We start from the raw sequence: 23,938 nt of genomic DNA, 5'->3' as shown, positions 1-23,938 counted from the left end.
CCACTCTTTACAGGACGGTTATTTCTTTCTTAGCTCCCTAAAATTATATCATAATCCTGCATTAGTGACAAGTGAAACGCCTTGACCACATTTGGCACCCTTACGTCTCCTAGAAAAGGGACAGCTGGTTGCTTTCAGGCAGACCACGGAAGCAGCCCATCTGAGTCATTAGCTCGACAATCGTCTTGGTTGCTTTGGATTTCTGCTGGAAATCCTCAATCGACAGGAATTCGCCATGCTCACGTGATGCCGCAATATTACGTGCTGCGTTATCACCAATGCCCTGCACAGCAGAGAATGGTGGAAGCAGACTTTTGTCATCCACGATAAAGGAAGTCGCATCCGAACGATACAAGTCGATCGGTTTGAACGAGAATCCCCGTGCTGTCATTTCAAGTGCCATTTCCAGTGCCGGCAGCATGTTTTTTTCTTTTGGCGGTGCCTGGAAGCCCATTTGCTCAATCTCTTCAATCTTGCGATAGATGGCTTCGTATCCTTTACAACAAAGATCAACATCAAAATCTTCTACACGTACCGTAAAGTAGGTTGCATAGTATTCAATCGGATAATACAGTTTGAAGTAAGCCGTACGCACTGCGGAGATAACATAGGCAGAGGCGTGGGCTTTCGGGAACATGTACTGGATTTTCAGACAAGAATCAATATACCACTGTGGTACTTTGCATTTCTTCATTTCATCGATCCATTCCGGGGACAGACCTTTACCTTTACGTACACTCTCCGTAATTTTGAAGGCCAGACCGGCATCCATGCCCGCTTTGTAGATCAGGAAGAGCATAATATCATCACGACAACCGATAACGGTCTTGATTGTACATGTATTATTCTTGATCAGTTCCTGTGCATTGCCGAGCCAGACACCCGTTCCGTGAGACAGACCGGAAATCTGCAGCAAATCGGCAAAAGAAGATGGCTGTGATTCAACAAGCATCTGACGTACGAACTTGGTACCCATCTCCGGCACGCCATACGTCGCTACCGGGCTGCGCAGCTGCTGCGGAGATACTCCTAGCGCTTCTGTAGAGTTGAACATGCTCATAACCTTGGGATCATTCATTGGGATCGTTGTCGGGTCTACCCCGGTCAGATCCTGCAGCATCCTCATCATCGTCGGATCATCATGTCCCAGAATATCCAGTTTGAGCAAATTCGCCTCAAACGCATGATAGTCAAAATGTGTTGTTTTCCACTCGGCATTTACATCATCTGCTGGGTATTGCACAGGTGTAACATCTTCTACATCAATATAGTCCGGTACAACAACAATACCGCCGGGATGCTGACCCGTACTGCGCTTAACGCCGGTACAGCCGGAAGCCAGTCGGTTCAACTCTGCTCCGCGCCACTTTTTCTGATGCAATTCTTCATACTTTTTGGCAAACCCGTAAGCTGTTTTCTCAGCGACCGTACCAATCGTTCCGGCGCGGAATACATTTTCTTCTCCAAATAGTACTTTCGTGTAATTATGCGCTTTGGGCTGATAATCACCGGAGAAGTTCAAGTCAATATCGGGAACCTTGTCCCCTTTAAAACCCAGGAATGTCTCGAACGGGATATCCTGTCCTTCTCCTTTGAGTTTGCCTCCACACTGTGGGCAATCTTTCTCGGGAAGGTCGAATCCACTCGGTACACTACCATCGAGGAACCACTCGCTATGCCGACATTCCGAATTGATGCAAATATAGTGTGCAGGCAGTGGATTAACCTCAGAAATCCCGAGGAATGTAGCGACTACCGATGAACCTACCGATCCCCGTGAACCTACCAGATAACCATCCTGGTTGGACTTCTTAACCAGTTTTTCGGAAATCAGATAGTTGGCAGAGAATCCGTATTTGATAATCGGCTCCAGTTCCTTTTCCAGACGGGCAATTACGACTTCCGGCAGATCTTCGCCGTATATCGATTTGGCTGTCTCATAGCAGGTATTACGTATTTCTTCATCTGCACCATCAAGCAGTGGTGTAAACAGCTTGTCAGGGAATAACGGGAAATCTTCGAAGCGCTCGGCCAACGCCTGAGTATTGGTTACGACCACTTCGTAAGCTTTGTCTTCACTAAGGAAAGTAAACTCTTCCAGCATCTCGCTGGTTGTACGCAAATGAGCATCTGGCTTGCGCTGATCCTTGAGCGGGCTAAAGCCGGTAATACCGTTAATGGTAATATCGCGGAACAGCTTCTGCCGTGGTTCAAGATAATGTACATTACCTGTAGCGACAACCGGTTTGTTCAGACGTTCACCCATTTCGCATACTTTGGTCAGCGCCGTTTCAATCTCTTTTGGACTTCCTACCAGTCCTTTATCTACCAGATGCATATACATGGTCATCGGCTGAATTTCCAGTACATCGTAGAATTGCGCAACTTCTTCGGCTTCTTCTACTGTTTTGTTCAATACAGCTTCGAAAAATTCGCCTTTTTCGCAACCGGACATGACGAGTATGCCTTCCCGGTATTCGGTCAGTACAGACTTGGGAATACGTGGTACACGTTTGAAATATTCAGTATGCGACAGCGAAATCAGCTTGAACAGATTCTTTTTACCTTTTTCATTAAGAGCATAGATCGTACAGTGGAACGGTCGCGCATTGGACAGATCCTGACCGACAAACTCATTCAGACGATCGAGGCGGGTCAGACGCCGTTCCTGTTCTGCATCTTTGAGGAGGCCAAACAGCACACCGCCCAGGGCAATCGTATCATCTATCGCACGGTGATGACTTTCCAGAGAAACTTTATATTTATCCGCCAACGTATTCAGACGGTGGTTTTTCAATTTCGGATGAATCAATCTTGCGAGTTCCAGTGTATCAAGTACCGGGTTTTTCATTTCCGGCAGATCATGATTTTTGAGTGTAGCCTGAATAAAGCCAATATCGAATCGTGCGTTGTGCGCAACCAGAATATGATCTCCGGCAAAAGCAACAAAGTCGCGAATTACCTGATCAATCTCGGGAGCACCTCGAACCATCTCATCGGTAATATTGGTCAGTTGCTGGATATTGTAAGGAATACGTTCATGTGGATCTACAAATGTCGCATAACGATCCAGTTCCTTGCCATCCTGCATTTTAACTGCAGCGATCTCGATAATCTTGTTCTGTGTAATCGACAAACCGGTGGTTTCAATATCGAATACAATATACGTAGCATCCTTGAGTTCAATAGGCTGCGGCTCCAGTACAATAGCAACCGAGTCATTGATTACATTGGCTTCCAGTCCATATAGCACTTTGATACCGTGTTTTTTGGATGCTTTGTAGGCTTCCGGATAGCACTGTACGCCGCCATGATCGGTAACTGCAATTGCCGAGTGTCCCCAGGCAGCAGCGGTTTTTACATACTGGTCAATTGGTGTTACGGCATCCATCGTACTCATCGTCGTATGCAAATGAAACTCTACCCGCTTTTCTTCTGCATCATCTTTGCGTCCCGGAGGAGCTTTGATCTCATTCAGATCGGAAGGAATCATTGCGAGTTCGGGAATTTGCATAAACCGGTCATACTCCACACGCCCACGTGCCTTAACCCATTTACCATTCGCCAGCAGGCTCATGATTTTAAGATCTTCTTTATTTTTGGCAAACATCTTCATCTGCAGGGAATCGGTGAAGTCGGTCAGGAAGAATGTAAACAGGGTGCTGCCATTACGCAGTTCCTTGCTTTCCAGTCCAAAAATGGTTCCTTGAACCGTGACCTTTTTCTCCTCATCCTGAAGATCCTGCAGCGGAACCGCCGGGTCTTTGATCTCATAACCAACCTGGAGACGTACCGGTTCTCCATCTTCATCGACTTCTTCTTCCAGCTCGGACTCCATGCTGGTCATCAGTCTTTCAATCTCCTGCAGCTCTTCCTGACGACGCTGTTCATGGAAAGCCTGTACCGCTTCGGTAGTATTCTCGCCTACTTCCACTTTGATACGCAGCTGCAGACCGAAGTAATCTTCATAAAATCTTGCAATTGCCTGATCAATCTGCTTTTTCTTGGCCAGTTCGAGTGCCATCTGATCAGTCATGGTCAGTGTCAGTACATCCCCATCCAATGCAAATTTGGCACGGGTCATCCAGCCATTAACCGATGGAATCTGTCGCTGTACCCACTCCAGGAACAAGCTCCAGTATTCTTCCACAATCTGTACATGATCAATATGATCACTATACCGGAACAGGAAACGGATTTTGGCAATATGGCTCATTTTGTCCTGAATATGTTTGCAGAATGTACGATAAGTTGGTGAAGGAATAAGCGTCTCTTTGGTAATGATGAGCTTCCATTCCTTGTTGCTGCGGCTAATCTCCACCTGCTCAATTGCTCCATCTGCAAAATAGGGCTCCATCAATCCGGCAGGCACCTGCGCCTGCTTCATCAACAGCTCGAAACGTTGTCTTTTCTCTCCGCTAGCGCTCACGCTCATGAGGTCCCCCTTCAAAAAAGTGGCAAGCTCCCGTTAAAGTCGGTGCCAGACTGACGTCTACTCCGCTCTCCGGAAGCTTGCCTGCTTGATCTAATGCTTCTGTATAACTGGTTTGCATATAACCACCAGGCATACGATATATTTCGGATTAAATTAAATAATCATTTGCTGCACTATTGATTAAATGCAGAACTGCTGACGTTCTGTCGCTATTACTGACGATCTTGTCAACTTGTATATAGAGACAACTTGTATCTCTCAAAAAGAAAGCCGGGAATTAATAAGCGCGTGCAAACACAACAGTGTGTTTGGCAGGTTGTCCGGTTACCAGACATTTTTCTTTTTGTACATCCAGCTGGAAAGGAATATTACGAATCGTTGCGCCTGTCTCTTCTTTGACTTTACGCTCTGTTTCTTCCGTACCATCCCAACCTGCGATAAAGAATCCGCGTTTTTCTTCCATAATTGCTTTCATCTCGTCCAGCGTGTCGATCACATGCATGTTCTCTTCACGGAATGCCAGGGCACGAGTATACATTTCCTGCTGAACCTGCTCCAGCATCGCTTGTACTTCTGCAACGATGTTTTCCAGAGGCACTTGTTTCTTCTCGCCGGTAATACGGGATACGAGTACACATACACCATTTTCGATATCGCGAGGACCTACTTCCAGACGTACTGGAATACCGCGCATTTCATATTCGTTGAACTTCCAGCCTGGACGTACATCGGCACGATCATCAATGCCTACGCGTACTCCTGCTTTTTTCAGTTCAGCAAACAACTCATCGGCACGACCAACAACCAGTTCGCGCGTTTTAGGAGGTCCGATCGGAATGATCATTACCTGTTTTGGTGCTACTTTTGGCGGCAGTGCCAGACCACGATCATCTCCGTGCACCATGATCAGTGCACCGATCAGACGGGTACTTACACCCCACGAAGTGGTATGTGCATATTCCTGTGTATTTTCACGGCTCAGGAACTGAATATCAAATGCTTCGGCAAAATTGGTACCCATGTAGTGGGAAGTTCCCGCTTGTACCGCACGTCCATCCTTCATCATCGCTTCGATGGAGTATGTAGCTTTGGCACCTGCAAACTTCTCGGACGGGCTCTTTTGTCCTTTGATTACCGGGATTGCCAGGAAATCCTGAACAAACTCGGTGTATACATCCAGCATACGCATTGTTTCTTCCATGGCTTCTTCCTGAGTTTCGTGAGCAGTATGACCTTCCTGCCACAGGAATTCACTTGTACGCAGGAATGGCAGTGTACGTTTTTCCCAGCGTACTACGTTTGCCCACTGGTTAATCAGTACAGGCAGATCGCGATAGGACTGAATCCATTTGGAATACATGTGACCAAACATCGTCTCGGAAGTTGGACGAATCGCCAGACGCTCTTCGAGCGGATCGCCACCTGCTTCAGTTACCCAAGGCAGCTCCGGGTTAAATCCTTCAACGTGTTCTTTTTCTTTTTCAAAAAAGCTCTCTGGAATAAAGAGCGGGAAGTATGCGTTACGATGACCGGTTTCTTTGAAACGGCGATCCAGATCCTGCTGAATATGTTCCCAGATTTCATAACCGTCCGGACGGAATACGATACATCCACGAACCGGAGAATAATCCATCAGATCGGCTTTTTTGATCACGTCGATATACCAACGCGAGAAATCTTCATTCTGTGGAGTGATTTCTGTTACAAATTGTTTATCCTGCTTTTCGTTCGACATAAAAATGGATATCCTCCTGTAAGTAACCAGTATTTAAATGAGCAGGCTGTTCGGCTGCCAAAATGCAGTCCGCATCGACTGTATTTGGACAGTGTTCACCAACGTATTTTCATCTATTGTAGCACGATTGGCAGAACTTGTTGAACCCTTTCAGACAAAGAAGCACAAGAGTGATGAAATGCAATCCGCCTGAAGGGCTTCAAAGCGTACAGCTGCATTTCTGTTCGACTCTTCTGCTTCTCTCTGCTGCTTGTATGAATGCTGCATTTGCCTGATCCATAAACCATCAAACAAATAGTATCCTGAACCTGTTAAATTAACAAGTCATTTCACAAATTGTTCTGCTTGCTGCCTCTTTGCCGTTAACCACGGATCAGTCTCACAATATCGTTGTAGGTTACTGCAATCATTAGCAGGAACAGCATAGCGAATCCAACGACATGTACAAGACCTTCCTTGCTAGGTTCCAGCGGCTTGCGGCGAATCCATTCCACAAAGATGAAAATCAGACGACTGCCATCCAGTGCAGGAATCGGAAGCAGATTGAAAATTCCCAAGTTGATACTAATAATAGCTGTCCAGCGGATCATCTCTTCCAGTCCCAGCTTGGCCACTTCATTGGTAGCTTGAATTGTACCCACCGGGCCTGCAAGCTGATCCAGATGAAACTGTCCGAAGATCAACTTCTTGAGACTCTCCAATATAATTTTACTCATGTCTACAAAAGATTGTCCGGCATACTTGAATGTTTCCCCAATCGTCGCACTACGCGTCTCTACATTAGGGCGAACACCAATTTTACCTACATTGCTTGCATCAGGTCTTGGAGTCACAGTGATAGTCTGTTCCTGACCATCACGATCGATAATCCACTGCATCGGCTTATTTGGAGAATCTTGCACCAATTTGACCAGCGTCTGTGGATCTGCGCCCACGGAAGCACCATTGATCTTTTCTACCAGATCACCTTTTTGCAAACCTGCCTCAGCAGCTGCACCATCACTCATGACCTGCGTAAGTTCTATACCCTTTGGATTTTCTACCGGTACACCAACCATACGCACATAGATCAGACAGAGTACGATAGCCAGAATAAAGTTCATGGCAGGACCTGCAAAAATAGACAATGCACGCTGTCCAACCGAAGCACTGTTAAAGTGACGATTGCGCGGTGCAATCTGAATCTCCTGCCCTCTTGCCATCATCATCGCCTGCGGATGAACAGCAAAAGTCTGGACTTCGCCATCCACATCCATTACGATCTTCAGATCATCAACCAGATCAATTGACTGTACTTCTCCGCGGATGACATTTTTGCGGTTGTCCAGCTGATCTACAAAGATAGTCTTGACCACGTTATCTGATGTACGTACCGCGATGGTCTGACCTGGCTGAATCTCTGCCAGCTCGGGATCTTCACCCGCCATACGGGCATATCCACCAAATGGCAGCAGACGAAGTGTAAATACCGTTTCATTTCTTTTATATGAAAAAAGCTTGGGGCCAAATCCTATCGCAAATTCCCGTACCAGTACACCGGCACGTTTGGCAAAGAAATAGTGTCCCCACTCATGCACAGTCACGATCGTAAAAAACATGAGTACAATCATAATAATTCGTTGAAGTGTCTCCAAATTGCCAAATCCTCCTTTTATGCTTGCGACCGAAGGTCTTACTATTAGATTATCATTTCTGTAAGGCTATATACAAGCATAGCTGGCGAAGACAATGTGACAAATTACTTTAATTGGTAATTGCAACCCGAGTTATCCCATTGACCCGGAATACTCAGCTTTATGCATAGAGCCTATCTGCAGTAAAAAACGCCAGCAGCTGCAACGAGGCTTCATTCGTGTTCCTACCTAGCTGCTGCATAAGACTCAGCGACTTGACTGAAGATTATGTTCTTTCGGAAAAAGCCATCGCCTGCGCGCGTGTTTCTTGATCTACACTCTGTATAACTTCGAGCTCCGGATTCGCTGTTGTCTGATGATGCTCCAGTGCATCCGCAATAATATCCTCTATGGTTAGGAATGCGATCTCTCCTTTAAGGAAACGTGCGACGGCTACTTCATTTGCGGCATTGAATACAGTTGGCGCTGTTCCGCCAAGACGTCCTGCTTCAAACGCCATTCGCAGACAAGGAAACCGCTCATAATCCATTTCTCTAAAGTTTAACTGCCCTACCTGGGCAAGAGATAGACGAGACGATGGCGAAGTCTGACGATCCGGGTAAGTTAAAGCGTACTGAATCGGCACCCTCATATCCGGGTTACCGAGCTGCGCAATAATACTCGTATCCACAAATTCCACAAACGAGTGAATAATGCTCTCGGGATGCAGCACTACCGAAATCTGATCATAAGGCATATCAAATAACCAGTGGGCTTCTATGACCTCCAGCCCTTTGTTGGCCATACTGGCAGAATCGATAGTGATTTTGGCTCCCATCGACCAGTTGGGATGTTTGAGTGCATCGGCAACGGTTACTCCATGCAGCTCTGCGCGGGTACGATCACGAAACGAACCGCCTGATGCAGTTAGCGTCAGCTGGGCGATCCGTTCACGAGGCTCTCCATTTAAAGACTGAAAAAGAGCCGAATGCTCACTATCAATAGGCAGCAGCTGCACACCTTTTTGACGCGCACGTTCTGTCACAAGATGCCCTGCTGTAACGAGGGTTTCTTTGTTAGCCAGACCAATCGTTTTGCCTGCCTCGATCGCTGCCAGCGTAGAAGGCAGCCCCATACTGCCCATTACCGCAGTAACAACTGTATGTGCTTCCGTACCTGCAGCCACTTCGATCAGACCTTGCTCTCCATAATGTACCTGCGTTCCTGCAGGCAGCTGATGACGAATTTGTTCTGCCAGCTCTTTGTTTGCTACAGAGACGATTCGTGGCTGGAATTCATTTGCCTGCTGCACAACCAGATCCACATTCGTACCTGCTGCTATCCCTTCTACCTGAAAGGCTTCCGGATGGGCACGTACTACATCCAGCGTCTGGGTACCAATAGAACCGGTTGATCCGAGAATTGCTATCTTTTTCATTGTGTCCTCCGTCTGCTCTTCATTTGCTTGAGTGCCAGCATGTTCAGTGCAGGCTTAACTATCCTGATTTATTATAATTAAATATTTTTATAAGGAAGCTTAGCGATTTCCAAGTACATACGCATACGAATGGAAATCTCCAAGCAAAAGAAGGAGAACTGCATTAATCGTTCTCCTTGTCTATTAATAAGGTAATAGCATCAAAATGTGCACAAATGGAAACACCATCAGCCAGCTGTCACAACGATCCAGAATACCACCGTGTCCAGGCAATATTTTGCCTGAATCCTTGATTCCGTAAATGCGTTTGTATGCAGACTGAATCAGATCCCCCATCTGCCCTACAATAGATGCTGCTACACCAATCAAAACAGCAATCCATAGCGGGAATAATGTTGGCGACATTAATGAAAAGACAATAGCAACTATAATCGCCCAGCATATTCCGCCAATAGCACCTTCTATAGTTTTGTTGGGGCTGATTGAAGGCCATAGCTTGCGTTTGCCCAGCGCTTTCCCTGTAAAATATGCGCCAATATCACTCGCCCAGATGGAGGCCAGCAGTACAAATGTCCAGTATAAGCCATGACCATCCGGTGCCTGACGTGTGTATGCAATATAAGCAAACCCTGTACCTATATAAAAGGCTCCAATGAACAGAAGTGCCATTTGTTTAATATCCAGATTATTCTTGGATATCACAGTGATAGACAGCAATAATAGCATTACAATCCAAATACTGTGATCAACGGACAATGGCGGTGTCAGATTCATTAGTGTCCAGGGAAAGAGCATATACGCGACACTAATGTAGCCGATCACCGCCGGTGCTCCGAATGGAGCCGCCTTTGTCATGGTTACAAATTCATAATATCCAATTAGAGCCATTGCCAGTATCAAGCCCTGGTAAGCGTAGCCTCCAAGCAGGCAAAAGCTGACATATACGGCTGCAGCTATGATACCAGTGATTATCCGCTCTTTCACAATCCATCCTCCATCCGAACAACATACAGAACGTTCGCCGGTACTTCTAGAGACCGCCATACCTCCGTATTCTGCGCTGATATTCTGCTACTGCTTCAATCATATGTTCTTTGCCAAATTCCGGCCAGTAAATCGGTGTAAACCATAATTCACTGTAAGCCAGCTGCCAGAGCATAAAATTGCTCAGCCGAAGTTCTCCACTGGTACGGATCAACAGATCAGGATCGGGCAGACTTGACGATTGTAGTACGGTGCCAAATGTATCGGGATTGATGTCTTCCATGGACATCGTACCGTTTTGGACAGCTTCTACCATCTTTTTTACACCTTCTGTAATTTCAATCCGGCTGCCATAATTCATGGCAAAGGTCAATACCAGCCCTGTATTGCGTGCAGTATCGCGGATTGCTTTTTCCAACGGTTCCAGTGTAAAAGAAGGCAGTACGCTTTTATCACCCATTAATCGGACCTGTACATTTTTCTCAACCAGTTCTTCAAGCTCTGTAGCTACAAATTCCCCAGGAAGTTTCATCAGAAAATCCACTTCTTCCCTGGGTCTTTTCCAGTTTTCTGTTGAGAAAGCATACATGGTCAAATATTTGACTCCAAGTTCATCTGCAGCAATGGTGGCCCGCTTTACAGCTTTCATTCCGTTTTGATGCCCGATGACACGCGGCATACCTAAACTTTTCGCCCAGCGTCCATTTCCATCCATAATAATGGCAATATGCTGTGGAATATTCTCCTGCGAAAGTTCGCCGGAACTTTGTTGCTCTTCTTTTTCCCACCACGAGCGAACACGCTTGAACATCACTTTTCCTCCATGCCAGTAGTGAAAAGAGACAAACCCCACCAGTTCGGAGGGGTCGCCAGTCTCTTACACTTCCATAATCTCTTTTTCTTTCGCAGCCAGTACATTGTCAACTTCTTTGATGAAGCGGTCTGTCAGTTTTTGTACATCTTCCTGATGACCATGGGATTCATCTTCGGAAATATCCGTTTTTTCCAGCTTTTTGATATCATCATTCGCATCGCGGCGAATATTGCGGATAGCCACTTTGGACTCTTCACCGAACTTTTTGGTCAGCTTCACCAGTTCTGCACGACGCTCTTCAGTGAGTGCCGGAATAGACAGACGAATGATGTTACCATCGTTGGCTGGAGTCAATCCGAGATCCGATTTCATGATAGCACGTTCAATATCGGACAAAGAGGATTTGTCCCACGGCTGAATCAGCAGTGTACGGGAATCCGGTGTACTGATATTGGCCAATTGATTCAGAGGCGTCATGGAACCATAATATTCTACCTGTACACGATCCAGAATGGATGGTGTTGCGCGTCCGGCGCGCAGTGTAGCGAGGTCACGGCTCAGAGCTTGAATCGCTTTTTGCATACGATCTTCTGCGCTTTTTTTAACCGATTGAGGCATTAATCTACACTCCCTTTAACAACCGTACCGATCTTCTCACCGAGTACGACTCGTTTGATATTTCCCTGTTCTGTAATAGCGAATACAATTAGCGGGATATTATTATCCATACACAGAGAAGACGCTGTCGAATCCATAACACCCAGATTCTGATTCAGCACTTCCATGTATGTAAGCTGTTCGAATTTGACAGCGGTCGGGTCCTTGAATGGATCTGCCGAGTACACACCATCGACTTTATTTTTAGCCATCAAAATAACTTCTGCTTCGATCTCAGCTGCACGCAGTGCTGCTGTTGTATCTGTGGAGAAGAATGGATTACCTGTTCCGGCTGCGAAGATAACGACACGTCCTTTTTCCAGATGACGGATTGCTCTTCTACGGATGTATGGCTCAGCGATCTGCTGCATTGCGATCGATGTCTGTACACGTGTCGGAACATTGATTTGCTCCAGTGCATCCTGCAGAGCCAGCGAGTTCATTACAGTAGCCAGCATACCCATGTAATCTGCCGTTGCACGGTCGATTCCATTTGCACTGCCTGCAATACCGCGCCAGATGTTACCACCGCCGCATACTACTGCTACCTCCACGCCCAATTCAACAACTTCCTTGATCTGATCTGCGATCGAAGAAATCATCTCTGCTTCAATGCCGTAACCCGTCATACCTGACAGCGACTCACCACTGACCTTCAAGACCACTCTTTTAAATACAGGCTTATTCAAATTCATACCCTCCACTTTGCGAATTTAGTTCTGATAGCGGTATAACCGGCTATAGGATGTCTTTTAATCTGTTCCGGTTCCACTTCTAGGCTGCCGTAATTAAACGATCTTACAAAAGAAGGAACACAGTCTGTGTCCCCTCCTTGTTTGTTATTACTGAATCGTTTTCCGGTGATGCAACCCGAGATGAATTCGGATTAGCGGTTAACCTGTGCCATAACTTCTTCTACAAAGTTGTCTTCTTTTTTCTCCAGGCCTTCACCCAGTTCGAAACGGGCAAAACGACGGATAGAGATATTTTCACCAATTGTGCTGATTTTTTCGTTCAACAGTTGGTTGATTGTTTTGTCTGGATCTTTAACGAAAGATTGCTCCAGCAGGCAGTACTCTTCATAGTACTTGTTGATGCGGCCTTCAACCATTTTTTCAACGATTTTCTCAGGCTTGCCTTCGTTCAGAGCTTGTGCTTTCAAGATTTCTTTTTCTTTTTCGATCGCTTCAGCAGGAACTTCTTCACGACGAACATACAGCGGGTTAGCTGCTGCGATTTGCATAGCGATGTCGCGAGCGAAAGATTTGAATTGATCTGTTTTACCTACGAAGTCAGTTTCGCAGTTGATTTCTACCAGTACGCCGATACGTCCGCCAGCGTGGATGTAGGATTCAACAGTACCTTCAGTTGCTGCACGGCCAGCTTTGTTTGCTGCTGCAGACAGACCTTTTTCACGAAGTACGTCTACCGCTTTTGCGATGTCGCCGCCTGTTTCTTCCAGTGCTTTCTTACAATCCAGCATACCTGCGCCTGTTTTTTCACGAAGCTCTTTTACTGCGCTTGCACTAACTGCCATTATTGTGACCTCCATATAATTGAGTATTTAAGTAACATCCATCCGATCAGTACCATATAGGTGCTAATCGTTTTTCACCCTGGTATCCTTTACCGGGATACACCCAGTAGAAGCTTACCATATTTCATCAGGAAATTGAATTTGCAATTCCTCTGATATCTTAAAAAAAGGGCAGTGAAAGGCTATACACCTACCAACCACCCTTTTATTTTTACGCAATCTTCATTGCAATGTTAATGCGTGATCAGCTAATTATGCAGTAGTTTGCTCGCCTTGGTTAGCTTCGATAACCGCATCAGCCATTTTTCCAGTCAGCAATTTAACCGCGCGAATCGCGTCATCGTTACCTGGAATTACATAGTCGATTTCGTCCGGATCACAGTTAGTATCAACGATACCTACGATTGGGATACCCAGTTTGCGAGCTTCTGCAACAGCAATACGCTCTTTACGAGGATCGATGATGAACAGGGCACTAGGCAGGCCTCTCATGTTTTTGATACCGCCCAGGAATTTCTCCAGACGATCTTTCTCTTTGCGAAGCAAGATTACTTCTTTTTTAGGCAGTACTTCGAAAGTACCGTCTTCTTCCCATTTTTCCAGTTCTTTCAGACGGTTGATACGTTTTTGGATCGTTTCGAAGTTAGTCAGTGTACCACCCAACCAACGTTGGTTGATGTAGAATTGACCTGCGCGCTCAGCTTCTTCCTTAACGGAATCTTGAGCTTGTTTTTTAGTACCAACGAACAGTACAGTACCGCCGTCAGCTGCTACGGATTTTACGAAGTTGTAAGCTTCATCAACCTTTTTAACTGTTTTTTGCAAGTCGATGATGTAAATTCCGTTTCTTTCTGTAAAGATGTAACGATCCATTTTTGGGTTCCAGCGACGAGTCTGGTGTCCGAAATGTACGCCAGCTTCCAAAAGCTGTTTCATGGAAATAACTGCCATTTGTGTTTCCTCCTAAGATTTGGTTTTTTGTGTGCCTCCGCTTTCGTCCACTTTCGGCAAGACTTTTCATTGAAAAGCACCTTTGCCTGAAATCAAAAAGCGTGTGTTTTAACACCACCAATTAATATATCATAACGCTGAGCTAATGTGCAACACTTAATATTGATACTGTATTTTACAAATAGAAAAACAGCCATCTTCCTGCTGCTTTTCGCAACGTCTCATGAAGATGGCTGTCCTGTAATAATACTAATGATATCGTTATAATCCTGCTTGGTTCCGATCTCGAAGGTACCTACCTGCAACTTGGTATTGGCTTTGCGTTCCGAAGCTTTATTAATAAACTCACTTTGACTGTTGATTAACCCTTCTTTTTTGAGAGAGAAAGCTACATCATTGAGATTCTCGCCAGGATTAATTGTAAAACTTACATTGGGAGATTCAGGAGATGAGGGTGATTTGGATGACTGTGTTTTATCACTGCTGGTGCTGGCAGGCTGCCTGGGTTGACTCGTCGATTCATTGGTCGCCGCCTTTGGTTGCTGCGGACTGGTTGGTGCTGTAGGCTCTTTGGTGGACGATGCTTTGTTTCCTTTTTGAGCTTCTTTTTTGGCCGCTTCCTCAGCCTGCAGCTGCTTCCACTGCTCACTCGTGTATACTTTTTGATCGGAGCTGAATACCTGCATATTCTGTGCCTGTGCGGCCTCCTGAAGCTGCTCAGGGGTGAGCTGTGCTCCACTCATCATCGTCTGGCCTTTGCCGATATTCATTAACTGAAGCAGGATTGCTCCTACAATAATACCTATCCCTATTCCAATAATAAAAGAGCGGTTTTTGATCACGATTGTTCCTCCTGTTTGGCCAGCTGTAGAATCAGCAGTATCTCTCCACGCTGTAAACCAACCGCTTTGGCAATGGTGTCAACAGACTTCCCGCTCTCATGCAGCTTGAACAGTTCGGGATAACGATCCTGAATTTTTTCGGTAGGTGGTTCTTCCGCTTCTACAGGAGAGGCTGCTACCTGTTCCTGCATCATACGGGCAGCCGATTGGCGCAGCGCCTCTCCCTGCTGATTAAACACCTTCATTTCCGCAGGTGCAGCTACCATCTCTATACCGGCAGGAATTACAGGGACAGGCTGATAAACCGGCTGTACAGGGACGATAGACGTCTTCTGCTCCAATTCCATTAGACGCTGTCTCATCTCGCTTACCTGCTCCTGAAGAGCAAGCTGCTTGGCTGTAGATTCCTGTTTGATCTGGGAGACCAGGTCAATAATTTCTTCGTTTTCTTTTTCGATCTCGGTCATATAGTGTTCCAGCGTATCTTCGACTTTCTCCACGGTGGCGGATACGGCTGTGTCTGTTGTTTTAGCATTACCTTTTTTGGGAATCATAATACCGTATACAACGGCAATAGCCCCTATGATAACAATGTATACCCACGGCGGAAACTCGCCCATATTTACTCACCCTAATAATTATGTCTTGGAATGGCAAACAAAACCTGTCTTTAAAAGGACAGGTCGATATGTTTACCCTTGTATGGATGTTCTGCAGGAGCAGGTCCCTGAATGGCTGCCTCTTCCTGCTCATGATGTCTGCCAGAAGCATGATGCTCATCGGAATGACCATCATGAATAGAGGCGGAGGAAGACTCCTTGACTCCATCGCTTCGTGTACGTGCACGGTCTGCCTGCTCTTTCATCTGATCCGAAAGCATCGACTGTTCCAGAGCCGGACGTATAAGATGCTCCTGTTGAATCTTTCCTGCATCACTTGTACGAGGTACAGCAATTTGTAATTCTACAGCTCTCATTCCCATGACGTACACCTGCCCTCACAATTTAATTAGTGATTGGACAGCATTGCGATGTCTCCATTTTCAAAAATGAAGTGAACGCGCTGTGCCGTATCTTTAATATACTTGGTATAACGGCCAATGACCAGCTTGGATCCTCCATAAATCGTATGAACAACCTCAATTTTTGCATTAGCAGACTGCTCCAGTGTTCTCTCAATATTGAGAATGTTGTCCTTGATCTCATCACGCTCACGCAGCTGACTTTTTTTGGTTGCCGACAATTTGATACGCAGTGCCATTTTATCCGCACCAAGCTGTCCCACTGCCGCCAATTGATCCAGCAAATTCAGTGCTTTCTCGGTTTTATCAAGGTTCTCCATATGCGTTTTGAGCTCATTTCTCAAAGTAACAAGTTGGTTGCGCAGTTCGGGCAGTACACCTACTTCCAGTTCAGTTACGGTGTAGGCAGTATTACCGATCGTGCGAGCCACAATAATTTCGCCTGCCTGCAGATGTCCACCTACTACAAGACCTTTGGGGCCGTTACAGAATATGCTGTTCCCCGCTTGTACCTGGGAGTGCATAATACTCTGGGAAACAATAACCGATTCTCCAGCCTGTACGTGGCCGTCCTGGATAAAACCGGTTTTCACATCTACTGCAGCTTTGATGAGTCCTTTATGGTAACCGATAATGCCGCCTGTAATTTCGATAGAACCGCCGGCTTCCAGTTCAGCACCTTCCACTCCGCCTATTACACGGATATCTCCAGATGCTTTTACCCGGAAATTGGAAAGTACATTACCGCGAATTACAACGGTTCCCACAAAATCAATATTGCCTGTATGGTAATCAATATCCCCATTGACTTCGTAAACGGGAAATACATTGATTTTGCCGTTATCTGTGCGTGAAATCATTCCGTCAATCGCCGCATACATGGCAGTCTGTTCGGGATTCAGTACAATATTTTTGCCGATCTTGAAGCGCGCTTCTTTGCCGGGCTTGTACGGAATGGGCTCGCCGTTGACATCTATGCCAGGCTCACCGGGCTGTGGATCGACCTTCTCGGCGATCAGTTGCCCCTTCATTGCATTATTAAGTCTTATAATTTCTTTGTAGTCCACTTTTCCATCTTCTGTTTCAAGTGGTCTTCTTGGATTGGAGTCCAGTGATACATTGTATTGAATTTTGCCGTCGATCCCGTTAACCGGTTTTATTCCAAAGGCTACTGCGATAGCTTCTGATCCATATTGTTCCGGCTGAAGGGCAATCTTTTGCAGTTCTTCCATACGTATACCGTAGGTCACTCCCTGTGTACGCAAAAATCCCTCCAGTTGTTCAGCAGTACATTCAAACTGTTCATCGTGTTTCGTAAGTTCCAGATAAGCTATAGACTTGTCATTTGAAAAGCTAAGCTTCATGTATTCGTCCAGCAATAGTTGAGAGGTCACGCCATATTCCCCTTTCCTGCTTATAGCGGCGTTCACATATCTTGCATTAACAGACCTCTTTGTTTGTCAAGAGCTCCGCGGAGACGAAGAATTGCCTTGGAATGCAATTGCGAGATCCGTGATGGAGACAGTGACATAACTTCTGCGATTTCACTAAGTGACAGGTCTTCATAATAAAGTAGTGACACAACCGTTCTTTCTTTTTCTGTAAGCTTCTCGATCCCTTTCATCAGCAGATCTTTCAGTACAAAATCATTGACGGAACGATCCGGATTTTTGGCTTTTTCATCCACAATCAGAGACATCCGTGTTTCTGATTCTTCTTCCCGGATAGGATCTTCCAGTGAAGTGATGGTCATAACTGCGACATCCTGCAGCATGGTCTGGAATTCACGTTCACTTACATCAAGATAATCGCTGATTTCTGCATCAGAGACAGAGCGCATATACTTTTGTTCCAGTTGTTGATAGGCATCTTCAATTTTGCGGGCTTTTTCACGTACAGAACGAGGAACCCAGTCCCCTTGTCTTAATCCGTCCAAAATAGCGCCTCTTACCCGCCAGGACGCATACGTCTCGAATTGCAGACCGCGTTTATAATCAAATTTCTCAATGGCATCAATTAATCCCATAACCCCATTACTCATCAGGTCATCTTTGGATACATTTTTGGGGAGACCGATAGCAAGGCGGCTTGAGACATATTCAACAGTACCAAGGTGGTTTTCGATCAATCTTTTTTTGGCTTCTACATCGCCATGTTCTTTCCATTGGATCCATAATTCGATGTGGTTAAGATGACTTCCTTTTTGCTCGCTCAATTGCTTTCACCCTCCTTACTTTTGTGTCAGATGGCGTACAGCCTTCGCCAGTTCCTCTGGATCTTGTTGCTTGGTTGAAACCAGTTTGGGAGGGTTGAGAGGAGCAAATTCGTCCTTCTGCCCTGAATCTGCTGGCTTCGGTGTCAGCAAATCATGCAACTCGTTGTCCTGATCAGGTGTCACAACATCAAAATGGCTTCCTCTGTCCTGATCGTCCTGAGAAAGCTCCTGTTGAGTTGGTACTTCGTCCCCGTTCGGCATTTTCGGTACTGCGCCTGCGGGATTCGCGAGAATCCCCAGAATAAAGCGCAGTACGAATGCCAGTAGGAACCACACTATAAATCCTAATATTCCTCTAAAGAGACTTGTGGTCCATAAATTATTTCCAAAAGAGACAAGGAAGGTAATAACAAACCCTATTATCCCAAACCAGAGGTTAAGTTTAATATTCCCTGCCATACCCTATATTTCCTTCTTACCCATTTGTACACTGCGAATCGACAACATACCCGTAATACAATTCATTTCGATGGTACGTCCATAGTTCGCGCCTGTATCCTCGGCAAGTAAGGGAATATTATATTCTTTTAAAAATAATTTACAGGCTTCCACATTGCGAGGACCAATACGCATGTGATCACCACCACTTGAAAAAGTAAACATCTGTGCTCCGCCAGCCATTTTGGCGACCAGACGTGAGCGTATAGCCCCCATATCCGTCATTCTTTTCAGCAGTTCCGGCAATGCCGTATCTGCATACTTCGCAATATTAAGCTGCCCTTCGCGTGCGATATCAGAAGAAGGCAGCATGACGTGGGCCATACCAGCCAGTTGAACATTTTTGTCATACAGCGTAAGGCCAACACACGACCCTAATCCCGTCGTTCGAATAACTCCGGATGTCTTCACGACGTTCAAATCGGCCATACCTACTTTAACGACATTTTGTTCTTCAATCATCTTGGAGCGGAACTCCTAACGATTTAAATATTTTATCAAATGATTCGGGATCCGGAATCAGGAAAAACTGTCCCTCTACTTCTTCATTCCCTTCCAGGAATGTGGTATCGATCAGCAGAGCATCATCGCCCATTTGACCGAACTGGAGAAGTCCGTAATTCAGAATAGCACCTGCCATATCCATTGACAGTCCCGGAACGGTAGGGCTCATGGACAGACCGGTAAAATCAGCCAGGGAAGATAAATAAGACCCTGCTAATATATTACCAATTTCTGCGAGTGCTGACTGCTCCATTTCAGTAAAAAATTCTTCATCGCTGGCTTCAATGCCCGCCAAACGCTTCAATAGACCTTTGCCTGCTTCCGGAGTAAGAACGAAAAACAGGTTACCCGGTGCTTCTCCTTCGACCCGGAAAAAGATAGCCAGAACGATTTGTTCGGGACCACCCACCTTCTCGGCGATCTGTTCGAAAGGAAGAATCTGCACTTTGGGTACAGCCATATCGATAGGCTTGTCCAGAAGTTGGGAGAGGGCAGTGGCTGCATTCCCTGCCCCGATATTCCCCACTTCTTTGAGCACATCCATCTTGAACCCCTCAAGCTTTTTGAACAGGTCCATATTAGTCCTCGATGCTTTCTAGCTGAACAACTTCGGTCTTGTCCAGCACTTCCGCAAGATTGAGCATAACCAGCAGCCGTTCTTCATCAAGCTTTGCTACACCATCCAGATATCTGGCTTTGACGCCGCCTACTACTTCAGGCGGTTTTTCAATGCTGCTGCGTTTGATATCTACTACATCATTTGCGGAATCGACGATAAAGCCGACTTGCATTTTCTCTACTTCAACAATGATGATACGTGTCTGATCATTATATTCTTGACCTGGCAGGTTAAAACGACCACGCAGATCAATAACCGGAATTACCACACCGCGCAGGTTGATTACCCCTTTGACAAAACCAAGTGTTTTTGGAACGCGGGTAATCGGCATCATACGCTCAATGGTCTGTACTTTATCCACTTCAATGCCGTATTCTTCTGTTGCTAGTTTGAAAACGATAACTTTTAATTCATCCATGGGTAAATCCTCCTCAATAATGGGCTGCATTATTTGATAAATGCATTCGGATCAATAATCAAAGCAACCTGGCCGTCTCCCAAGATAGTTGCACCGGAGATGCCGCGTGTTTCCGGCAGGTAACTTCCCAGACTTTTCAGAACGATTTCGTTCTGGCCGATGAAGTTCTCTACTGCAATAGCTGCCAGTTTGTCACCTTTGCGGATAACAACAATCTCGGTTTCTTCCTCTTCACGCTCATCGAAGTCAGGAACTTCAAATACACGGCTGAGGGACAGAAGCGGGATATGCGTATCGCGATAAGGGATCAGCTGACTGCCATGCAGATCACGTACCTGCTTCGCTTTGATGATGCCGGTTTCCACAATTGAAGTCAGTGGAATCGCATATTTTTCCGATCCGACACGGATCAGCATTGCTGAAATGATGGACAGTGTCAGTGGCAGCTGTACGGAGAACTTCGTTCCTTTTCCAAGTTCGGAAGTAACCATAACATGGCCACCCAGGGAAGTGATTTTGGATTTAACTACATCCAGACCAACACCGCGTCCCGATACGTCAGAGATAACCTCAGCCGTACTGAAACCTGGAGCAAACAGAAGTTGATATACTTCCTCGTCCTTCATGGTGTTAGCTACATCCTGTGATACAATGCCATTTTTGATTGCTTTGTTGAGAACATTCTCACGATTGATACCACGGCCATCATCCTCGATCTCGATGAATACATGGTTACCGCTATGGAATGCACTCAGTTTGACTGTACCTGTCTCTTCCTTGCCAGCTGCTATACGATCGGCTACCGGTTCTACACCATGGTCTACCGAGTTGCGGAGCAAGTGAACGAGCGGGTCGCCAATCTCGTCAATAACCGTACGATCCAGCTCGGTTTCGGAGCCGATGATGATCAGATCCAGCTTCTTATCAAGCGATTTAGCAAGGTCGCGTACCATACGAGGGAAGCGGTTGAATACTGTATCTACCGGTACCATCCGTAGTTTGAGGACGATATTTTGCAGATCCGTGCTTACACGTCCCATATGCTCTACAGTATCGGTGAGTGCCGGAACTTTCACTTCACTTGCCAGCTGTTCCAACCGAACACGGTCAATCAACAGTTCGCTGAACAGATTCATCAGTACATCCAGACGGTCGATATCGACACGAATCGTACGTGATGGTGCTGGTGCCGGTGCTTTAGCTGCCTTTGGAGCCGCTGCAGGAGCCGCTTTTGGCGCAGCTGGAGCAGGCGTTGGAGCTGCTGCTGGCGTTTGTGCTACAGGAGCCGCAGCTTCAGTTGCTTCAGGCTCTACTGCCGGTGTAGCAGACATCTCTTTGAGGGATTGTGCATCCAGGCGTGTTACATTCACACTCTCTATTTCGGAAATGCTCGTTACCATCGGTTCCAGCTCGGCTGGATCTTTTTGTGTAACATAATACAGAGAGAAACTGCGTTCGAATTTATCCTGCTCAATATCCTGAGTGGAAGGTTCGGATTTGATAACGTCACCGTAACGTTCCAACAGATCGAACACCATATAGGCACGAACTGCTTTGAGCTGACAATCTTCACGAATGGCTACTTCCATATACAATGCCTGATGGCCTTCTGCCATGGATTGTTCAATAACCGATTGCTGGAATTCATCCAGCTGAATGCCTTTGCTGTCTTTAACAGCAATATTCGCTGAAGCAGCTGGTGCTGCAGCAGGAGCCGTTGCGGCCGCTGCCGGTGCGCCGGCAGCAGGAATATCTCCGCGTACGATTGCCTGTAGTGATTCCACAATGGCAGTAACGTCCGCTTTACCTTCTCCGCCCTGTGTAATGTCCTGTACCATCGATTCGAGGGCATCCAGTCCTTTGAACAGGGTATCAAAGATAAATTCCTGCATAGCGAGCTTTTCGTTACGTACCAGATCCAGTACGTTTTCCATCTGGTGCGTCAACGCCGCCAGATCTTCAAATCCCATTGTAGCAGCCATCCCCTTCAGCGTATGCGCTGAGCGGAAAATAACCTGTACAATACCCAGGTCTGTAGGGTTGCTTTCTAGTTCCAGCATTTTTTCATTCAATGACTGCAGATGATCGTTCGACTCATCAATAAACATGGATAAATATTGATTCATGTCCATCGTGAGACACCTCCTCCATAAAGTAACATAATGCTTGTTATAAGCTATTTAACGATTTGTACAAGTTTAGGCGCAATTTCAGGTAATGGCAGGAGGTGGTTTACACATCCAAGCTCTACAGCCGATCTCGGCATTCCGTACACGACACAGGTATCTTCGTTTTCTGCGAAGGTAGGGATTACTCCACTGTCGTATAAATTTTTCATTTCCTTTGCGCCATCGCTTCCCATTCCCGTCATAATGACAGCGTAACGCTGAAGATCGGAGAATGGACGGATTGAGGCAAAAAGAGTATCCACAGAAGGACGATGCCCATTGCGCGGAGGTTCCTGCGAAAGTTGGATACGATAGCCGCCCTGACTACGGGATACTGTCATATGATAACCTCCTGGCGCAATATAAGCTGTCCCTGGTTGAAGCGGCATTCCATGTTCGGCTTCTACTACAGTAATCTGGCTCAGGCTGTTTAGTCGCTGAGCAAGAGAACGTGTGAAGTTCGGCGGCATATGCTGCACGATCACGATAGGAGCCGGGAAATTTGCTGGGATCTTCTCAAGAAAGCTTTTTAATGCTCTGGGTCCACCAGTTGAGCAGCCTACAGCCACCAGTTTGCCAATAGAAGCCGCAGGAGCGTCTGTATGGGACATTTTACCTGTAACAGGACCCGAAGGAGCAGAAGCAGGCGAAGATGGAACAGAAGGCTTCTCAGGCTCTTTACGCGACAACGGATTTATTGGTGCCCCTGGCGTTTTTGGTACTTTCGGTTCAGCAGGCTTAAGTGGGCTCGCTGCGGTAGACCGTGACTCCGTTGATTTTGGAGGCACAGCTGGTCTGGTTGGACCAAGATCTTCATTACGTCCAGGCCGAGCTAACCAGTTATTAAGCGGTGGTGCAGATTTGCCGGCAGGCGGTGGATTAAGAATTCCAGGTTGAGGACGCCGGGAAGAATCCTCGATAGACGATTTATTAGGATGAGGCGCTGCCTGAGAAGAAGAAGGAGTAATGCTCTCTTCACGTTTCTTCTCAACTTCCGGCAGGGATGGCGACGGAGCAGCGTCAGCCGCCATGGTTTTCTGTTCCGCCCGTTTGCGGCGTCTTTCCAATACATGTACAGCTGTATTGAGCTGTCTGAGCAGCTGTTGTCCCACCTCTTCGATATCCTGGGAATTACTGACTGAAGGTTTACGGATAAAGTCAAAGGCACCATTCTCCAGCGCCATGATTGTCTCTCGCATTCCTTGCTCATTAATGCCCGACAGCATAATGACCGGAACCGGACGCTGAGCCATAATCACTTTCAGCGCTTCCAAACCATTCATTTCGGGCATTTCAACATCCATTGTAACTACATCGGGTTTAAGCTCCATAACTTTCTGGGTAGCTTCTAATCCGTTATTTGCTGTGTCAATTACCTGGAAAGTAGCGTCAGCCTCAATCAAGTCAGAAATAATTTTTCGCATGAACGGGGAGTCGTCTACAACCAGTACTTTATAAGTTGCCATAGTGATAGCACCTCTGTCCCTAC

22 protein-coding genes are annotated in these 23,938 nt (G+C 46.2%); all 22 read right to left on the bottom strand.

Annotated features, from left to right (window positions below; all coding sequences use genetic code 11):
* Positions 1-109 precede the first annotated feature (109 nt).
* Entirely contained in the window at positions 110-4,435 is a 4,326-nt protein-coding gene (locus H065_RS0114060) for a PolC-type DNA polymerase III (protein ID WP_017813716.1), read from the bottom strand.
* Positions 4,419-4,553 (bottom strand): hypothetical protein, encoded by a 135-nt coding sequence (locus tag H065_RS28465; protein WP_269430649.1) that lies wholly within the window; start codon positions 4,551-4,553, stop codon positions 4,419-4,421. Before H065_RS28465 ends, H065_RS0114060 begins: the two co-directional genes overlap by 17 nt.
* A 159-nt stretch (positions 4,554-4,712) precedes the next feature.
* Complete coding sequence (proS, locus tag H065_RS0114055; RefSeq protein WP_017813715.1) at positions 4,713-6,170, bottom strand: proline--tRNA ligase; 1,458 nt, start codon at positions 6,168-6,170, stop codon at positions 4,713-4,715.
* A 362-nt stretch (positions 6,171-6,532) separates the two neighbouring features.
* Positions 6,533-7,804 carry an RIP metalloprotease RseP gene (rseP, locus tag H065_RS0114050; protein ID WP_017813714.1) on the bottom strand — a complete coding sequence of 424 codons (1,272 nt, stop codon included), beginning with the start codon at positions 7,802-7,804 and terminating at the stop codon, positions 6,533-6,535.
* Between the two features lie 265 nt (positions 7,805-8,069).
* Entirely contained in the window at positions 8,070-9,221 is a 1,152-nt protein-coding gene (locus H065_RS0114045) for a 1-deoxy-D-xylulose-5-phosphate reductoisomerase (RefSeq protein ID WP_017813713.1), read from the bottom strand.
* Positions 9,222-9,404: 183 nt separating this feature from the next.
* Entirely contained in the window at positions 9,405-10,205 is an 801-nt protein-coding gene (locus tag H065_RS0114035; protein WP_017813712.1) for a phosphatidate cytidylyltransferase, read from the bottom strand.
* Positions 10,206-10,251: 46 nt separating this feature from the next.
* The gene (gene uppS, locus H065_RS0114030; protein WP_017813711.1) at positions 10,252-11,016 is read right to left on the bottom strand and encodes an undecaprenyl pyrophosphate synthase; all 765 of its coding nucleotides are present in this window, start codon (positions 11,014-11,016) and stop codon (positions 10,252-10,254) included.
* A gap of 66 nt (positions 11,017-11,082) precedes the next feature.
* Positions 11,083-11,637, bottom strand: coding sequence for a ribosome recycling factor (gene frr / locus H065_RS0114025; protein WP_017813710.1), 555 nt, complete (start codon positions 11,635-11,637; stop codon positions 11,083-11,085).
* The gene (pyrH, locus tag H065_RS0114020; protein ID WP_017813709.1) at positions 11,637-12,365 is read right to left on the bottom strand and encodes a UMP kinase; all 729 of its coding nucleotides are present in this window, start codon (positions 12,363-12,365) and stop codon (positions 11,637-11,639) included. The genes frr and pyrH overlap by 1 nt, the downstream gene beginning before the upstream one ends.
* Positions 12,366-12,562: 197 nt before the next feature.
* Positions 12,563-13,213 (bottom strand): translation elongation factor Ts, encoded by a 651-nt coding sequence (tsf, locus tag H065_RS0114015; RefSeq protein ID WP_017813708.1) that lies wholly within the window; start codon positions 13,211-13,213, stop codon positions 12,563-12,565.
* A 252-nt stretch (positions 13,214-13,465) separates the two neighbouring features.
* Positions 13,466-14,164, bottom strand: a complete 699-nt coding sequence (gene rpsB / locus H065_RS0114010; RefSeq protein WP_017813707.1) for a 30S ribosomal protein S2 — start codon at positions 14,162-14,164, stop codon at positions 13,466-13,468.
* A gap of 221 nt (positions 14,165-14,385) precedes the next feature.
* Positions 14,386-15,006, bottom strand: a complete 621-nt coding sequence (locus H065_RS0114005) for a hypothetical protein (protein ID WP_017813706.1) — start codon at positions 15,004-15,006, stop codon at positions 14,386-14,388.
* Complete coding sequence (locus tag H065_RS0114000) at positions 15,003-15,473, bottom strand: hypothetical protein (protein ID WP_443146859.1); 471 nt, start codon at positions 15,471-15,473, stop codon at positions 15,003-15,005. Before H065_RS0114000 ends, H065_RS0114005 begins: the two co-directional genes overlap by 4 nt.
* 203 nt (positions 15,474-15,676) lie before the next feature.
* Positions 15,677-15,982 (bottom strand): hypothetical protein, encoded by a 306-nt coding sequence (locus H065_RS0113995; RefSeq protein ID WP_238557960.1) that lies wholly within the window; start codon positions 15,980-15,982, stop codon positions 15,677-15,679.
* Positions 15,983-16,014: 32 nt separating this feature from the next.
* Positions 16,015-17,421: a flagellar assembly protein A gene (locus H065_RS0113990; protein WP_017813703.1), complete on the bottom strand. Its 1,407-nt coding sequence runs from the start codon at positions 17,419-17,421 to the stop codon at positions 16,015-16,017.
* Positions 17,422-17,453: 32 nt separating this feature from the next.
* Complete coding sequence (locus H065_RS0113985; protein WP_017813702.1) at positions 17,454-18,242, bottom strand: FliA/WhiG family RNA polymerase sigma factor; 789 nt, start codon at positions 18,240-18,242, stop codon at positions 17,454-17,456.
* Positions 18,243-18,257: 15 nt separating this feature from the next.
* Complete coding sequence (locus tag H065_RS0113980; RefSeq protein ID WP_017813701.1) at positions 18,258-18,701, bottom strand: hypothetical protein; 444 nt, start codon at positions 18,699-18,701, stop codon at positions 18,258-18,260.
* 3 nt (positions 18,702-18,704) lie between these two features.
* Positions 18,705-19,202, bottom strand: a complete 498-nt coding sequence (locus H065_RS0113975; RefSeq protein WP_017813700.1) for a chemotaxis protein CheD — start codon at positions 19,200-19,202, stop codon at positions 18,705-18,707.
* Positions 19,195-19,821: a chemotaxis protein CheC gene (locus tag H065_RS0113970; RefSeq protein WP_026136230.1), complete on the bottom strand. Its 627-nt coding sequence runs from the start codon at positions 19,819-19,821 to the stop codon at positions 19,195-19,197. Before H065_RS0113970 ends, H065_RS0113975 begins: the two co-directional genes overlap by 8 nt.
* A 1-nt stretch (position 19,822) precedes the next feature.
* Positions 19,823-20,281: a chemotaxis protein CheW gene (locus tag H065_RS0113965; protein WP_017813698.1), complete on the bottom strand. Its 459-nt coding sequence runs from the start codon at positions 20,279-20,281 to the stop codon at positions 19,823-19,825.
* Between the two features lie 29 nt (positions 20,282-20,310).
* Positions 20,311-22,413 (bottom strand): chemotaxis protein CheA, encoded by a 2,103-nt coding sequence (locus H065_RS0113960; RefSeq protein WP_017813697.1) that lies wholly within the window; start codon positions 22,411-22,413, stop codon positions 20,311-20,313.
* 44 nt (positions 22,414-22,457) lie between these two features.
* Positions 22,458-23,915: a protein-glutamate methylesterase/protein-glutamine glutaminase gene (locus tag H065_RS0113955; RefSeq protein ID WP_017813696.1), complete on the bottom strand. Its 1,458-nt coding sequence runs from the start codon at positions 23,913-23,915 to the stop codon at positions 22,458-22,460.
* Between the last annotated feature and the right edge of the window lie 23 nt (positions 23,916-23,938).

It is taken from the genome of Paenibacillus shenyangensis (assembly GCF_000346635.1).
Classification (GTDB): Bacteria; Bacillota; Bacilli; order Paenibacillales; family Paenibacillaceae; genus Saccharibacillus; species Saccharibacillus dauci.
This window is presented reverse-complemented; position numbering and strand designations above follow the sequence as displayed.

What these genes read in the sequence shown, in the direction of transcription:
- rpsB (WP_017813707.1), bottom strand. Translation starts at nt 14,164, where the DNA reads ATGGCAGTTATTTCCATGAAACAGCTTTTGGAAGCTGGCGTACATTTC.
- uppS (WP_017813711.1), bottom strand. Translation starts at nt 11,016, where the DNA reads ATGTTCAAGCGTGTTCGCTCGTGGTGGGAAAAAGAAGAGCAACAAAGT.
- H065_RS0113975 (WP_017813700.1), bottom strand. Translation starts at nt 19,202, where the DNA reads ATGATTGAAGAACAAAATGTCGTTAAAGTAGGTATGGCCGATTTGAAC.
- frr (WP_017813710.1), bottom strand. Translation starts at nt 11,637, where the DNA reads ATGCCTCAATCGGTTAAAAAAAGCGCAGAAGATCGTATGCAAAAAGCG.
- H065_RS0113955 (WP_017813696.1), bottom strand. Translation starts at nt 23,915, where the DNA reads ATGGCAACTTATAAAGTACTGGTTGTAGACGACTCCCCGTTCATGCGA.
- H065_RS0113980 (WP_017813701.1), bottom strand. Translation starts at nt 18,701, where the DNA reads ATGGCAGGGAATATTAAACTTAACCTCTGGTTTGGGATAATAGGGTTT.
- H065_RS0114045 (WP_017813713.1), bottom strand. Translation starts at nt 9,221, where the DNA reads ATGAAAAAGATAGCAATTCTCGGATCAACCGGTTCTATTGGTACCCAG.
- H065_RS0113995 (WP_238557960.1), bottom strand. Translation starts at nt 15,982, where the DNA reads ATGAGAGCTGTAGAATTACAAATTGCTGTACCTCGTACAAGTGATGCA.
- tsf (WP_017813708.1), bottom strand. Translation starts at nt 13,213, where the DNA reads ATGGCAGTTAGTGCAAGCGCAGTAAAAGAGCTTCGTGAAAAAACAGGC.
- H065_RS28465 (WP_269430649.1), bottom strand. Translation starts at nt 4,553, where the DNA reads ATGCAAACCAGTTATACAGAAGCATTAGATCAAGCAGGCAAGCTTCCG.
- H065_RS0114060 (WP_017813716.1), bottom strand. Translation starts at nt 4,435, where the DNA reads ATGAGCGTGAGCGCTAGCGGAGAGAAAAGACAACGTTTCGAGCTGTTG.
- H065_RS0113965 (WP_017813698.1), bottom strand. Translation starts at nt 20,281, where the DNA reads ATGGATGAATTAAAAGTTATCGTTTTCAAACTAGCAACAGAAGAATAC.
- H065_RS0114000 (WP_443146859.1), bottom strand. Translation starts at nt 15,473, where the DNA reads ATGACCGAGATCGAAAAAGAAAACGAAGAAATTATTGACCTGGTCTCC.
- proS (WP_017813715.1), bottom strand. Translation starts at nt 6,170, where the DNA reads ATGTCGAACGAAAAGCAGGATAAACAATTTGTAACAGAAATCACTCCA.
- H065_RS0113960 (WP_017813697.1), bottom strand. Translation starts at nt 22,413, where the DNA reads ATGGACATGAATCAATATTTATCCATGTTTATTGATGAGTCGAACGAT.
- H065_RS0113970 (WP_026136230.1), bottom strand. Translation starts at nt 19,821, where the DNA reads ATGGACCTGTTCAAAAAGCTTGAGGGGTTCAAGATGGATGTGCTCAAA.